The organism is Gammaproteobacteria bacterium (genome assembly GCA_029882975.1).
Taxonomy (GTDB): domain Bacteria; phylum Pseudomonadota; class Gammaproteobacteria; order SZUA-152; family SZUA-152; genus JAJDNG01.
Map to the genome: position 1 here is coordinate 98,313 of JAOUJW010000016.1, position 13,130 is coordinate 111,442.

Sequence of the window (13,130 nt, forward strand, 5' to 3'; positions counted from 1 at the left end):
GGGGCGACGTTATACAAAGGACGTCTGTGGTATACGCAGACTTGGCCTAAATTGTGTACGGTTACACAATGCCTAAACCAATGCCTAAACGCTAGACAAATGTAGGTTTATGACAACATCACCTATAACGTTCAAACCCATTTCCACCGACGATGAAGAACGGGCGGTGTCCGATTTTTTTAAGATAGTTAAAAGCTTGTGTGACAATGCGGCTTCTTTTCTGTATCAGAAAGGATTCGTGTCGGGTGAAGAATCTCATCGTCAATTGAAGCAAATGGCGCGGGATAAGGAAGTGGCCCATTCGGTCATCAAGTGTTTGGTTCGCCCCCAGGAATCTTGGAAGCAGAGCATGGATTATGAAGCTCTGCTGGCTATGCTCCTGATTCAATGGTGTAAAGAAGCCAACAAACTGGTTACTGAGCTGTATAATGCCAAAAGCAAACAGACGGGGATGACCGCATTAGTACTGCTGTTAGGCTATCAGCTTGGACTGGTAGATCGGGCCACTGCCCGGCTTAATCTGGCCAGTATCAATGACAGTGTGTATTGGGGGGTTGAACCCCTGTTGTCACTGCTGGAACAACACCCGGATGTTGACGTAAAGTCGCCTGAGCCGGTTCCGGCCAGTAAAAGCGTAGCCGCATCACAACCGGTGTCGAAGTCCATAGAAAATTCAAGACCCGAAGCGGTTACTGAACTGTCAAAACCCATTTCGCAACCGCCAGAGCCAGACCCAAAGTCAGAGCCAATACCGGCACCCAAGCCGGTACCAGATCTCAAGCCGGTACCAGATCTCAAGCAAGAAATCAGGACCGAAGCCAAAGAAATTACGCAAGCTGCTCCTATACCCTTGGAGCGCAAAGCGGATGGACCGGTCAAAGCCGCATTGAGACTCATTGTGTCGCATATTTCCGATTTCACATTTGATGCGGTCTTAGAGGCATTACAGAATGAGTCTTTACTGGATACGCTGGCTACAGCCGGATTACCGGTTTTTATTGTTATGGTAGACCACAAAAAACGTAAGGTGGTGTATTCCAAAAAACGTAAAGGGGGGGAGGAAAGCGTCTCGTTCTTAAATCTGCGCAAGATTTTGTCTGAATTGGAATGTGAGTTGACCGACTCTCAATAAACCGGTTCAATTTGTTCTGCGTTTTCCCGTGTTACCAGTTGCGAATCCACTTTAATATATCGAGGTACCGATTTGCCATTAAGTATATCCATGGCAACTTTAACACCCGCTTTCCCGCAAGTAGGATAGGTAAAACTGGCCAGCTGTTCACCGTTTAGGATGGCGGTTCGTGTTTCCGGAAGGTAGTCGATTCCTACCGTGGGAATGTCAGCAGGGTTAATCCCCGCCCGCTTAAGAACGACTCTGGTTCCGGCCGCCATGGCATCATTTTGCGCATAGATGGCATCGAATGTTTGCCCTTTTTGCAATAACTCTTGAAGTACATGAATGGCTTCCACCCGCGAGTAATTGGCCACTTTGGTGGTCACTCGAATATTTTTATGATTTTGAATCGCGAATTTAAATCCATTGGTGCGGTTAATGGCCGTGGTAGTACTGGGTATGCCCTGCAGCATTAAAATATGGCCCCTACCTTTGAGGTGACTGACTAAATCGGGTTTCTATGTTGCTGGCCGATGGCCGTACAGTTAATCCAGGTGAGGTTGTTTTTTCGCGCAAGGATTTGGCCACGACCATGTTGAAATACGGTTCCGTAAATCGTTCCCAATTACTGCAAATCCAAGAACATTTCGCACAAGTCTATTCCTGGGAGATCGGCGGTGAGGTCCATTATTTGTATGTGAGCCTGCCAATGAAGGATTTGATTCATGTGCAAAATCAAACGCTGGTTTCTCTGGTGTTAATATTTTTTCTCACAGCCGTCATAGCCATTGCTTTTGGAGTTTTTTGGATAAATACGTTGATCACCAAGCCGTTAAGGCATTTGGCGCGACAAGCTTCCATAAACTCCAAAAAAGCCTATCCTCGTTTTGACGTCGCATCCGGCGATGATGATATCAGCGTTTTGGGTAATGTTTTGAACCATATGGTTAATACCATTCAAGCCCGTTCTGAGGAATTGGAACAAACGACACGGCAACTTAAAAATGCTCAAGCACTGGCGAAAATCGGCAATTGGCAGCTGGATCATAAAACCAATGAGATGCAATGGTCTGAGGAGATCTATCACATCCTGGAATTGGAACGGTCTATCACTAAACCGGATGCAATACTAGTGCAGCAAAGAATTCATCCGGACGATGTGGAAATGGTGAACTCGGCGTTTAATCGTTCTATGCAAACCAAGTTGCCCTTTGATGTGACTCACCGAATCGTGTTGGGAGACAATACCAAGTATGTGCGTGTTTATACGGAGACACGTTTTAATACCAAAGACGAACCTGCTATCACGTTGGGAACTATGCAGGATGTCAGCGAACAGATGCTCAAGGATCAGCAGTTACGCCATAATCAAAAGTTGGATTCTTTGGGTCAACTCACCGGCGGTATAGCACACGATTTTAATAATATGTTGGGCGTTATTCTGGGTTATTCAGAACTTTTACAGCAGCAGCTAAGCGGTAACGAAAAATGGGTAAACAATGTGGGACAAATTTACCAAGCGGCGGATCGGGCGCGGAAACTCACTGCGAAACTACTGGCTTTTTCCAGAGATCATGCGACTACCGCCGGTAGAGCGCTCATAAACGATATTCTTAGCGAGCAGAAGCACATGCTGGAAAAAACCTTAACGGTTCGTATTCAGTTGGAACTGCAGTTAGGAACCGGATTATGGCCGGTATGGTTGGATAAGGACGAATTGGAAGACGCCGTTGTCAATATGAGTATCAATGCCATGCATGCTATGGCAGACGGTGGACATTTAACTATCTCAACCGGAAATACACATTTGGCGCGGGAAACTGCTATGTCTTTGGGAATTGAGCCTGGCGACTATGTTTTGCTGGAATTAAAAGATAATGGTGTTGGAATGGATCAAACAACCTTGCAAAGAATTTTCGAACCGTTTTTTTCTACCAAAGAGGAAAGTGGTACGGGCTTGGGAATGAGCCAGGTTTACGGATTTGTGAAACGGTCCAACGGTGCAATAAAGGTGAATTCTATTCGACATCATGGAACGCATATCGAAATCTATTTTCCCCGCTATCAGCGCATGGACGAAGGGGAGGTTGTCGATGCTGCAACGACAACGAGTGAAGATCTTAGTGGTGAGGGTACCATATTGGTGGTCGATGACGAACCCTCGCTGGTATACCTGGAAGAGGTGATATTGAGTACCAATGGGTATCGGGTGCTCACAGCGCAGGGCGGATTACAGGCCTTGGATATTTTGGCAAGGGAACATGTGGATTTGATGCTTAGTGATGTGTTGATGCCTGAGATGGATGGATATTATTTGGCTAAGGTGGTGCGGGAAAAATATCCGGAAGTGAAAATTCAGATGATCAGCGGTTACACCGGAAAATTGAGTGATAATTCGGCTGATCGAGAGCTGCACCAACAACGATTACAAAAACCGGTGAACTCGGACATATTACTGCGTCGGGTAAAACATTTATTGCATTGATTTCCTAGTCGGTACCACGTTTTAGCCATATACCACTGAGCAACCATGAATAGGCATAAGTTCCTACGGCTATCAGAACCATGGAAATGGCAATGTCACTTGCAGAACCATTCAGGCTGAATCCGGGGACATAGCCAAAAAGAAACGGTGCCAGATAGAGAAATTTGGCAAATTTAAATGCGGAAAATGCGGTTTTCCACATATTGGCTTTGGCGATAGTGGCTCCGGCATAGGCGGCAATACAAACCGGGGGGGTGATATTGGAATCCTGTGACAACCAATACACAATCATATGTGCGGCAATTTCATTGACGCCTAAATGGGTAAGCGCGGGAACGGCCACTACAGCGGTGATCAGGTAAGCCGCAGTAACGGGTACGCCCATACCCAATATTAGCGACGCTAAAGCGATTAAAACAATAGTCAGGAACAGACGACCATCAGCCAGTTCGATGACGATATCGGCAAAAGTCAGTACTAAACCGCTGTAGGTTAATACACCGATTATAATGCCGATTACGCCCACCGTTGCACCAATTTTGAGGCTGCTTTGAGCTCCGGCTCTGGAGGCTTCAACAAATTCACGCAGACCGATTCTGTTTTCCTTACGGAACCAGCTTACCGCAATACATGCGATCAGTCCCAGGACTGCCGAATACCCCGGAGAAAATCCGGATAGCATGAAAATAGTAATTACAATAAGTGGCAGGGTGTAATACCATTGTTTCTTAAAAATATCCACAGCGCGCACATCGGTTTTTTCTCCGACGATATTGTGCTTTTTGGCCTCGAAATGCACCATGATATAAACGCTGAAGAAATACATCAATGCCGGAAACAAAGCGATGATCATGATTTCTGAGTAGGGCATTCCGGTTAATTCGGCCATAATAAATCCGCCGGCTCCCATAATGGGTGGCATGAACATACCGCCAATGGATGCCGCCGGCTCAATGGCTCCTGCAATATGAGGTCTAAATCCTGCTTTTTTCATCATGGGGATAGTGAATGCGCCAGTGGATACCGTATTCGCAATGGCACTGCCGGAGATGGAACCAAACAAACCGCTGGCGATGACCGACACTTTGGCCGGACCGCCGATTTTATGGCCTACTGCGGCTAATGGGAAATCGATAAAAAACCGTTGCGCACCACTTTTTTCCAGGAATGCGCCGAATATGACGAACAGTAAAATGTAGGTCGCCAAAACATTCGCCATAATGCCAAACACACCGTCACTTTTAAAAAAGATGGAAGTGCATAATTCCGGGAAAGTGTCTCCGGCGTGGGAGATAATTTCCGGTGCATATTCGCCATACACACCATACAACAACATAATGGCACCCAGCACGACAAAAACCGTACCCACGACCCGTCGAGCCAATTCCACACCCAACAGAACGCCGATTATGGCCATTGCTGTGTCCAGGGAGGTTTCCGCACCGGCACGATAGTTGATCGCTTCAAAATTGATGATCCAGTAGCCTATACTGGCGACTGAAAGCAAAATAAGCCCATAATCCAAAAATCGTAACCAAAGGTTTTGGGAGCGGTAGATGAGAAATGCCAGAACATAGGTTACCAGTACATAGATGCCGCGGTGATACTGAGTCGCTGCGGGTTCTATGATTGCTGCATAGGAATAAAACAGCACCAAACTGATCGAGCAAGCGTCGAAGACGCGTTGCTCGAATTTGTGGAGTCGGTCATACATGATGACGACGTTATTTCAATATACCTTTTTCTTTCCAGAATTTGATGGCGCCGGGATGCATGGGAGTGACGATGCCGTTGATACCGGAAGCTACGCTCATTTCCTTGAAGGTTTTCTTCTGGCTCACCATGTGTTTCAGGCCGGCTTCTGAATAGACAATACTCAGAAGGTCATACACCAGTTGATCCGGAACTTTTGCATTGGCCACCCACAAGGCAGAGTCCTGGAAGGAGGGTGTTTCCGAACGGACCCCTTTGTATGTATTGGCCGGAACACTGAGTTTGGAGAAATAGGGGTAAGATTTGTAAAAGCCGCTTTGCTCCGCATCCCGCCCTAAATCGACCAGGGCGATATCATTGGTTTGTGCCGCCATGATCACGGCGCCACTGGGAAAGCCGGTAAACAACCAGAATGCATCCAATTGTTTGTTACCAAAGGCATTGGCGGCGTCGTTATATCCCATGGCGTTGCGTTCGATTTTATCCCATATGCCCATGTGTGAGAAAAACAGTTCGCAGTTGGCAAAGGCTCCGGATCCTGCATTGCCCACACCGACTTTTTTCCCCACCAAATCCTTGGTGCTTTTGATTCCGCTGTCGGCACGTACAATCAGCTGTGCCGGGGCCCCGTACAGGTACGAGACTGCCAAGACCTTTTCGTACTTTTTCTTATCGTTTTTTAGGTCGCCGTTCCGGCCCAAATACACATGCCCGGAATACACTACGCCAAAATGGGCTTTGCCTTTATTAAGTTTTCTGAGGTTCTCCACTGATCCTGCGGACGATTGTGCTTTGATGGTGTATTGCTTGAGTTTTTTAACCGGCTCATACACCTGAATTGCATTGGCTACCACCTGAAAGGTTCCACCGGCCGGGCCTCCGCTAAAGACGATTCGCTTGGCAGCCCATGCGGGGGTGAGTGCTGTTGTGAGTATTGACGCAAAACCGACGACTGCCACAATCTTTCGTTTAATTAACATTACCGGCCTCCATTGTGTTTATTTTCACTACCAGCCCAGTACAGAAATAATGCGAAATCTGTCACATACAATCAATTATAGTACTGTTTATTATAGTACATCCGTCGTTTGGGTTGCCGTATGGTTAAAAAGTGACACGAAGGAGAGCGGTGGCTATACTCAATCCATCGTTGCAGAATAGCTCAGCAAGGTTGGAGGATTTGAGATGAGTATCATGACGGCATTCGCATTGGCCAGCGTGGTGACTTGGGTGGTGGGCAGTGCCGCCAACGATGTGTTTTCAACCGGTATTACCACCTTCATTTGTTTTGTGGTTTTTTTTGCAGTATTTTTTTATACCGACCGGTTTTTGCGAGATCTGAGAGGCTAAGAAGGGTTTTGGTTTGTTGTTTGTAATTAGAGTTTGTTTGCAGTCTCTTGTTATTATCTTATTCATGGTTTTGCTTGTGCCAGGACCGTCTGTGGTCCAGGCAGAAAAATCCTCTTTTGTTTCGGCATTTATCTCCGCCGCCAAACAACGTACGCAACATTCGGTGCGTTACGATGGCAGTTACCGGGCTATCGCTTATCCCAATGGTGATGTGCCGGCCCACATCGGTGTCTGTACCGATGTGGTGATACGCAGTTACCGCCAATTGGGAATTGATTTACAAAAACTGGTGCATGAGGACATGCAAGCCCATTTCAAAGCCTACCCCTCCCGCCGTATTTGGGGGTTGCGTAAACCCGATCGTAACATTGACCATCGACGTGTACCTAACCTGCAGACGTTCTTCAAGCGTTACGGTAAAACGTTACCGGTAACACCGGAGGGAAAGGACTACAAGCCGGGTGATCTGGTCACTTGGATGTTGCCCCGCAACCTGCCTCATATTGGTATTGTTGTTGATCAATATTCCGCTGATGGCAAACGTCCCTTGATTGTACACAATATCGGTGCCGGACCGAAAATGGATGATATGTTGTTCGACTATAAAATAACCGGTCACTATCGTTTTACCGGCGGGTATGTTGCACAGTAGATATAGAGTTAGGAGCAATAAAACCCGCCGGTTCGTCTTTCAGGATGAAGCAAATCAAATCCCGCTTTGGCGGGCCCGTAACTGGATGTCGTGAGACAGGTCCAGCTGAGATAAAGGTGGTGGTAATCCGAGAAAGGAAATGCATTCTGCCGGCAGGTATTCGTAAGCCTTATTCAAAATGCGTTGTTCCTGTTCCGTGGTCAGGACCTGTCGTGAGGTGCCTACTTCACCCTGTCGAATTAAACCGCCCGGCTTAAACAGAGGTTTGTCCCCGTTTTGACGGCTGAATTTAATGCTGTTTTGTTTCATCCACTCAAAAGAGCACAGTTGTAATATTCGTTCCCGTTTGTCCCCATCCAAGGTCCAACCGAGATAGGCCAAAATACTATCAATCGCCTTGTTTAAGTCCCGCTTCAGGTCCTCATAACGCAGCCATAATAGACGCGGATGAGCACGATAGGGCCACCAACTACGCACATTGTGGTACCAAACGGGATAGCGAAACCAATAGGCCAGGAACTGCTCCATGCTGTGGGGAGGAATAATGTCGTATTGATTTCTGGCCTCGTCGGTCAGATCTCTACTGTGGTGGTAGAAACTGACACAGCAATCCCGGGGATCACGGGAAGTTAGGATGCACTTTACCTGACCAAAACCCGGAGTTTGTTCGTAGTTGCAATGTGTTTTGAACAATCTGGGATTTTCCATAGCTTCATATTCTTCCAGGGTCTGTTGCCAGGATTTATTTGGGTCGGGCAGTTCCAACCAGGGGACCACATCACCGATGGCGTGAAAATTTTCATCACCGCCGGTTTTCAGTTGATGCAGAATTTGTTGTAACCACGTGGTGCCTGTTTTGGGAGCGGTGGTAATCAAGACATCGGTGCTTCGCGGTTGAAAATTGGCGAGTAGTCTGGGGTCATGCATGGGACTGAGGCTGCCCCATTTCGGATCCAACATAAATGCCTCTTTAATTCTTTAATATTTTAACAAATGCAGCTGAGTAGAGAATCATACTGCGTTGTTCATGTTATGGGAAGGGTATATTTGCCGGGAGTCCAGGTCACGCAGAGAAAGTCTATATAACGTGCTGTATTATATGGCATAATTAATGGGTGTCGGATCCGCTGTGTTAGAGGATGTTGTGTTAGGACGTTGTGTTAGGACGTTGTGTTAGGACAATGTTTGCATACTGAGCAATTCAGGGGGACGGTGGACGTCTGCAGTGGCGCGCTCTACAATAACGCAATGTTGAGAAAGCAGGTCGGTCTTTATGAGAAAAACGTCTTTTGAACAGCGGCGACGCCAATTATTGGGGTTGATTGGAGCAATACCCTTGGGTGTTAGCGCACGGCCCGGTTTGATGACACCGGCTCAAACCGAAGGGCCATTTTATCCCGTACAGGAACAGCGGGATAAAGACCTGGATTTAACTCAAATCCGTGGAAGCAAACGCAAGGCCCAAGGTCGGGTTATCCAAATACAAGGTGCGGTGTTATCGTCTCAAGGTGCGGTTCTACAGGATGCTGTAGTGGAAATTTGGCAGGCCAATACCTGGGGACGTTACCATCATCCCCGTGATCCCAATGTGCGCGCACGTTTGGATCCTCACTTTCAGGGATGGGGAGAGGTGCTAACCGGGCCTAAGGGCGAGTTCCGTTTTAAAACAATCTATCCGGGAATTTACCCGGCCGGACCCGGTTGGTTGCGCCCGCCACACATTCATTTTAAGGTGAGAAAAAGCGGCTTTGCGAACTTAACCACACAAATGTACTTCCCGGCCGAAAAACTTAACCGCTCCGATTTTATTCTACAAAATATTGCTAAAGATCAACAGCATATGTTGATTGCCAAAGCAGGGGAGGATGCCGATACTTTTTTGTTTTCCATCATACTGGCCTCAAGCTAAGCGCAGACCAGAAGGAAGAATAAACAAAATACTACTAAGCTTAGGTAAAATCTAAGTTGAGGGATTCAATGAAAGAAAATCGGATGCATGCCCGAACGCCGTGTAAGGCCAAAGTCAAACTGGTACATTCCCTGGGCCAATATATGGTCACTCTACGGGATATGTCCGCCGGTGGGGTATTTTTGGAGACGGAGGAGTTGCACCTGTTTAAAGTGGGTGATGTTGTGGTGCTGCAAATACAAGGGATGATGGTAGAAGGTCCCGAGATTGAAGCTGAGGTGGTGCGTATGGAAGCGACTGGTCTGGGATTGAAGTTTCTCGAAAGTGATGCAGGCTGAACCTAACCTTGGTTATGACGGATTTCTTAACGGTGCAATTTTATTGCAGATTTTTCCCCGGTGTACGAAAAGAAATAAAAAATCAATCAGGAGATTATCATGAGGTTGGCTTTAGTTACAGCCCTGTTGCTGTTTAGTTCTTTGGCGCAAGCCATTCATCAAGGCTGGGTAACAGTTGAATACCCGCAGGATAAAGCTGATGAGAAGAAACTGTGGTGGGATGAAGCTTGGTGGGATCAGGGAAAACTGAGTAAGCCCGATAACTACGAAGTGGTGCAAACGGAAGTCACAATTAAGTCCGGTGACGTGGAAGTCAACGCGTTAGTGTTCCGGCCTAAAGCTAAAGGTAAATTCCCAGCTGTGCTGTTTCAGCATGGCCGTCGAGGCATTGACGATTTAACCAAATTACATCCTTTACGCCTGGCGGCAAGGGGATTTGTAGTATTGGCGCCGGATGTGTTCAGTGCTCGATTTATTGAAAAATATCCTATTGAACATGACTATGAAATCGAAAATGATTCAGCCGCCGCAATCGATTATTTGCTTAGTCGTAAAGATATCTCTACAAAAAAAATATGTACTGTGTCTCATACCCGAGGAGGGTATATAACTTTGAAAGCCTTAGTGACAAAAGGCAAACAGAGTCAGGTGGCTTGTTATGTTGCATATTATCCTCATTGGCAGGACCCTAATGCGGCGGAACCTATGCAAGTGTATCGTTATGCTCCTGAAGTTGATAAACTGGAAATCCCTGTGATGGTCTATTTTGGCGAGCACGATCAGTACCAGCGTCAGCGTCCCATTATGATGGGGATAGAGTCCTTGCGAGAGAAAGGGCGCGATGCGCACTTGATCATCTATCCAGGCGTTGGTCGAGGATTTGATTTTCGTCCGCCAACGGTTCGAACTTTCGCGGATGATTTGGCGGCAAAAGATGCGATGCAGCGAACGGCTGATTTCATAAAAAAGCACTTAAAGGTGAAATAGACAAACAACAGGATGAGCAAATTAAGAGTTATCAGAATAATAAAAAAACTTTCCGTACTGTTGGTCATTGTTCTTCCATTAGTTTGGTATAGTGTCAGCTACAAAGGCCCCAAACGTTTTACAAACGGCGGCACGGAATTACCGCCGTTATCACAGGTGGTTGCGCACGCTCGTTCATTGACGGGTACCTTGTATGATCCATTCATGGGGCAGCATGACAACATCGGTGGACGTTTAGGTTTTATCGTGTGCAGTGATGTGCCCAATATCGCTTACGGGTTGGCCGGATTGTCATTGGAGGTTTTGTTGCGCCGGGATTTTACAGTACACACCGCCCATTACGATTCCGGTGGAGGCAATAAGCCCGGCAACCCCTATTTTCATCGTCGTGCTCGCAACCTGTATGCTTATTTTAAGGCGAATCAACGACTCTACAAAGACAAACCCAGGGTAGGCGATTTGGCGTTTTATAAAAAAGCCGAGGATAAAATCATCACCCATGTAGTATTGGTGTCCGAGGTTAAGGGCAATCGATTTAAAGTAATGGAATCGGCACCAAAAACGCTGGTGGCTTCAGAAAACGACAGCGCATCCCCTATCCAACGCGGTTGGGTGTTTATGGGGTTTGGGCGTATGTATCCGTAACATACCCATCTCATCAAACGACAATCGTGCCGCTTGCGGTATTTGTGGGATGACACGATTTCTTATATGCCCCTAGTGGGACTGAACGATTTGCATTCCTTACGGTACTTCTTCATTGCCCGACTTATTGCACTTCAAATACCCCCATCATCCCGGCGTCTTCGTGTTCCAGAATATGGCAATGGTACATATATTTGCCGCGGTTAACCACAGGATCAAAGCGGCCGATGATGCGTACCGTTTCATTAGCTTGTACCAGTACGGTGTCTTTCCAGCCCAGATCAATACCTGAGGCGGGTACGAGGTTGCGGTCCAGAACCTGCCATTGAATGGCGTGAGCGTGAAATGGATGGGCCATCATGGAGCTGTTGGTAATAGACCAAACTTCAGTAGCCCCGTTTGCCACAAGCTCGTCAACGCGATTGATATCAAATACTTTGTTGTTAATGAGGAACTGCATGCTCATCATCGTCATGTTGATCGTCATTTCGAAGCTTCGCGATGCCGTGGCGTCGGCCAAAGTCAGCCGTTGCCGGATTTCAGCGTTATTCGGTAATTGGGTGTATAACACCACCGGATCAGAGCTGGTTGTATTTATTTTATAACGCATAATGTCAAATGCGGTTCCGTTGGGCAGGGAGCCTCCCATCATACCGGCTGCGGGAAAAGAGCGGCTGCGTAAAACGACATCATCGCCGGGTTGGAGGGAACGAAAATCGACCACAATTTCTGCCCGTTCACCGGCGCTTAACATGACATGATTGGTGTCTACCGGGGTGGCCAGCAATCCGCCATCAGTGGCAATGACTTTAAAAAAGGCATTATTCGATAGTGCGACATCATAGGTTCTTGCATTGGAGCCATTAAAAATTCGAAATCGATATTGGCGGGTGCTTACATTCAGAGTAGGAAATTCCACGCCATTGACGAGAATGCGATTTCCCAACATACCTAATACTTGTCCCATCATCCCAGCCTGGTAGACCAAGGGACGGTTACCGGTACCGTCATCCGGTCCAAAGCTGCGGTCTTGAAGGATAAAGGCGATATCTTCGTCGCCTGATGGAATGGCCCCGGTGGCTTCGAGGTTGTCACTGATGTCATCAGTAACAATCAGCGCTCCCGCTAAACCTTTGTATACCTGGGTGGCAGTGGACTCATGTACATGGGGATGAAACCACAAAGGGGCAGCGGGCTGAACCAATGTGTAGTTATAGTTGCGCGAGGCTCTGGCGTTGATGGGCATATCCGGACCGCCATCCTGGGCCGCCGGGATTTTAAAACCGTGCCAATGAACAGTGGTGGCTTCATTGAGGTTATTGCGCACATTGAATGTCAAACTGGTACCGCGTCTGGCTTTTATGACCGGGGGCAGATGCAGGTTGTTATAGCGCATCATACTGGTAGTCCAAGTCGCCGTAGGCGTCATTACGGAAACATTCACATTGTCATCAACACTTAAACTGTAACGAGCAGTTGTATTATTGGGATTGCCGTCTTCGTCGTGCATTAAGGGTAAATACTGAAATCCAGGGTTTACTCTTACATTGATTATGGCGGGCGATGGGTCGGTGTTGCCTTGGTTATCGGATACGGATAACCGTACGCTAAAGGTACCGGGGGTATTGTAACGTACGGAAATGGGGCCACTGCCGCCGGCTGTTGTAGGCTGGGTTCCGTCCAGTGTCCAGGTAAAGTTAATCGGATCGCCTTCCGGATCTATAGCGGAACCGGAATAGACAACACGCGTACCAGTGACAATGTCCAGGTCGCCAAGGGTGCCGGGGGAGCCACTTCCATCATCATGACTGATGCTGCCATTGGGTGCTTGATTGACGCCGGGTGATCCAACACTGACAGTGACACTTGCCGGTGTGGGGTCGGTATTGCCCGCGCTATCCCATACACTCAGGGAAATCGTGAAGTTGCCTGTGCTG

Annotated in this window: 12 protein-coding genes and 1 pseudogene; 8 read left to right on the forward strand and 5 right to left on the reverse strand. The window is 47.4% G+C overall.

Annotated elements, in window-relative coordinates; translation table 11 throughout:
- Positions 1-109 precede the first annotated feature (109 nt).
- Entirely contained in the window at positions 110-1,132 is a 1,023-nt protein-coding gene (locus OEY58_13155) for a hypothetical protein (GenBank protein ID MDH5326403.1), read from the forward strand.
- On the opposite strand, the pseudogene OEY58_13160 reads toward OEY58_13155, so the two are convergent.
- Positions 1,126-1,611, reverse strand: a pseudogene (locus OEY58_13160) (substrate-binding domain-containing protein). The gene OEY58_13155 and the pseudogene OEY58_13160 sit on opposite strands and share 7 nt — an antisense overlap.
- A 23-nt stretch (positions 1,612-1,634) precedes the next feature.
- Between OEY58_13160 and OEY58_13165 the strand changes: the two are divergent.
- Positions 1,635-3,599, forward strand: coding sequence for a response regulator (locus tag OEY58_13165; protein MDH5326404.1), 1,965 nt, complete (start codon positions 1,635-1,637; stop codon positions 3,597-3,599).
- A gap of 4 nt (positions 3,600-3,603) precedes the next feature.
- Here OEY58_13165 and OEY58_13170 read toward each other — a convergent pair whose 3' ends face one another.
- A complete protein-coding gene (locus tag OEY58_13170; GenBank protein MDH5326405.1) occupies positions 3,604-5,313 on the reverse strand; it encodes a TRAP transporter fused permease subunit in 1,710 nt (569 codons plus the stop codon).
- A gap of 10 nt (positions 5,314-5,323) precedes the next feature.
- A complete protein-coding gene (locus OEY58_13175) occupies positions 5,324-6,292 on the reverse strand; it encodes a TAXI family TRAP transporter solute-binding subunit (protein ID MDH5326406.1) in 969 nt (322 codons plus the stop codon).
- A gap of 205 nt (positions 6,293-6,497) precedes the next feature.
- On the opposite strand from OEY58_13175, the gene OEY58_13180 reads away from it, so the two are divergent.
- Together OEY58_13180 and OEY58_13185 are read left to right on the forward strand one after the other, a co-directional pair.
- Positions 6,498-6,662 carry a hypothetical protein gene (locus tag OEY58_13180; protein ID MDH5326407.1) on the forward strand — a complete coding sequence of 55 codons (165 nt, stop codon included), beginning with the start codon at positions 6,498-6,500 and terminating at the stop codon, positions 6,660-6,662.
- A 76-nt stretch (positions 6,663-6,738) separates the two neighbouring features.
- Positions 6,739-7,314: a DUF1287 domain-containing protein gene (locus OEY58_13185; protein MDH5326408.1), complete on the forward strand. Its 576-nt coding sequence runs from the start codon at positions 6,739-6,741 to the stop codon at positions 7,312-7,314.
- A 54-nt stretch (positions 7,315-7,368) separates the two neighbouring features.
- Here the strand turns inward: OEY58_13185 and OEY58_13190 are convergent, their stop codons facing one another.
- Positions 7,369-8,274 (reverse strand): sulfotransferase domain-containing protein, encoded by a 906-nt coding sequence (locus OEY58_13190; GenBank protein ID MDH5326409.1) that lies wholly within the window; start codon positions 8,272-8,274, stop codon positions 7,369-7,371.
- A gap of 313 nt (positions 8,275-8,587) precedes the next feature.
- On the opposite strand from OEY58_13190, the gene OEY58_13195 reads away from it, so the two are divergent.
- The 4 genes from OEY58_13195 to OEY58_13210 all read left to right on the forward strand — a co-directional run bounded on the left by OEY58_13195 (position 8,588) and on the right by OEY58_13210 (position 11,193).
- Complete coding sequence (locus tag OEY58_13195; GenBank protein ID MDH5326410.1) at positions 8,588-9,223, forward strand: protocatechuate 3,4-dioxygenase; 636 nt, start codon at positions 8,588-8,590, stop codon at positions 9,221-9,223.
- A gap of 68 nt (positions 9,224-9,291) precedes the next feature.
- On the forward strand, positions 9,292-9,561 hold the full coding sequence (locus tag OEY58_13200) for a PilZ domain-containing protein (GenBank protein ID MDH5326411.1): 270 nt from the start codon (positions 9,292-9,294) through the stop codon (positions 9,559-9,561).
- Between the two features lie 99 nt (positions 9,562-9,660).
- Complete coding sequence (locus OEY58_13205; GenBank protein MDH5326412.1) at positions 9,661-10,548, forward strand: dienelactone hydrolase family protein; 888 nt, start codon at positions 9,661-9,663, stop codon at positions 10,546-10,548.
- Between the two features lie 12 nt (positions 10,549-10,560).
- Positions 10,561-11,193 (forward strand): DUF1287 domain-containing protein, encoded by a 633-nt coding sequence (locus OEY58_13210; GenBank protein ID MDH5326413.1) that lies wholly within the window; start codon positions 10,561-10,563, stop codon positions 11,191-11,193.
- 124 nt (positions 11,194-11,317) lie between these two features.
- On the opposite strand, the gene OEY58_13215 is transcribed toward OEY58_13210, so the two are convergent.
- Positions 11,318-13,130 (reverse strand): multicopper oxidase domain-containing protein (locus OEY58_13215; protein MDH5326414.1); only part of this gene is annotated, 1,813 nt, incomplete at its 5' end.

Coding starts and splice junctions, on each gene's coding strand:
- OEY58_13210 (MDH5326413.1), top strand. CDS start 10,561: ATGAGCAAATTAAGAGTTATCAGAATAATAAAAAAACTTTCCGTACTG.
- OEY58_13165 (MDH5326404.1), top strand. CDS start 1,635: ATGTTGCTGGCCGATGGCCGTACAGTTAATCCAGGTGAGGTTGTTTTT.
- OEY58_13175 (MDH5326406.1), bottom strand. CDS start 6,292: ATGTTAATTAAACGAAAGATTGTGGCAGTCGTCGGTTTTGCGTCAATA.
- OEY58_13155 (MDH5326403.1), top strand. CDS start 110: ATGACAACATCACCTATAACGTTCAAACCCATTTCCACCGACGATGAA.
- OEY58_13205 (MDH5326412.1), top strand. CDS start 9,661: ATGAGGTTGGCTTTAGTTACAGCCCTGTTGCTGTTTAGTTCTTTGGCG.
- OEY58_13195 (MDH5326410.1), top strand. CDS start 8,588: ATGAGAAAAACGTCTTTTGAACAGCGGCGACGCCAATTATTGGGGTTG.
- OEY58_13200 (MDH5326411.1), top strand. CDS start 9,292: ATGAAAGAAAATCGGATGCATGCCCGAACGCCGTGTAAGGCCAAAGTC.
- OEY58_13190 (MDH5326409.1), bottom strand. CDS start 8,274: ATGTTGGATCCGAAATGGGGCAGCCTCAGTCCCATGCATGACCCCAGA.
- OEY58_13170 (MDH5326405.1), bottom strand. CDS start 5,313: ATGTATGACCGACTCCACAAATTCGAGCAACGCGTCTTCGACGCTTGC.
- OEY58_13180 (MDH5326407.1), top strand. CDS start 6,498: ATGAGTATCATGACGGCATTCGCATTGGCCAGCGTGGTGACTTGGGTG.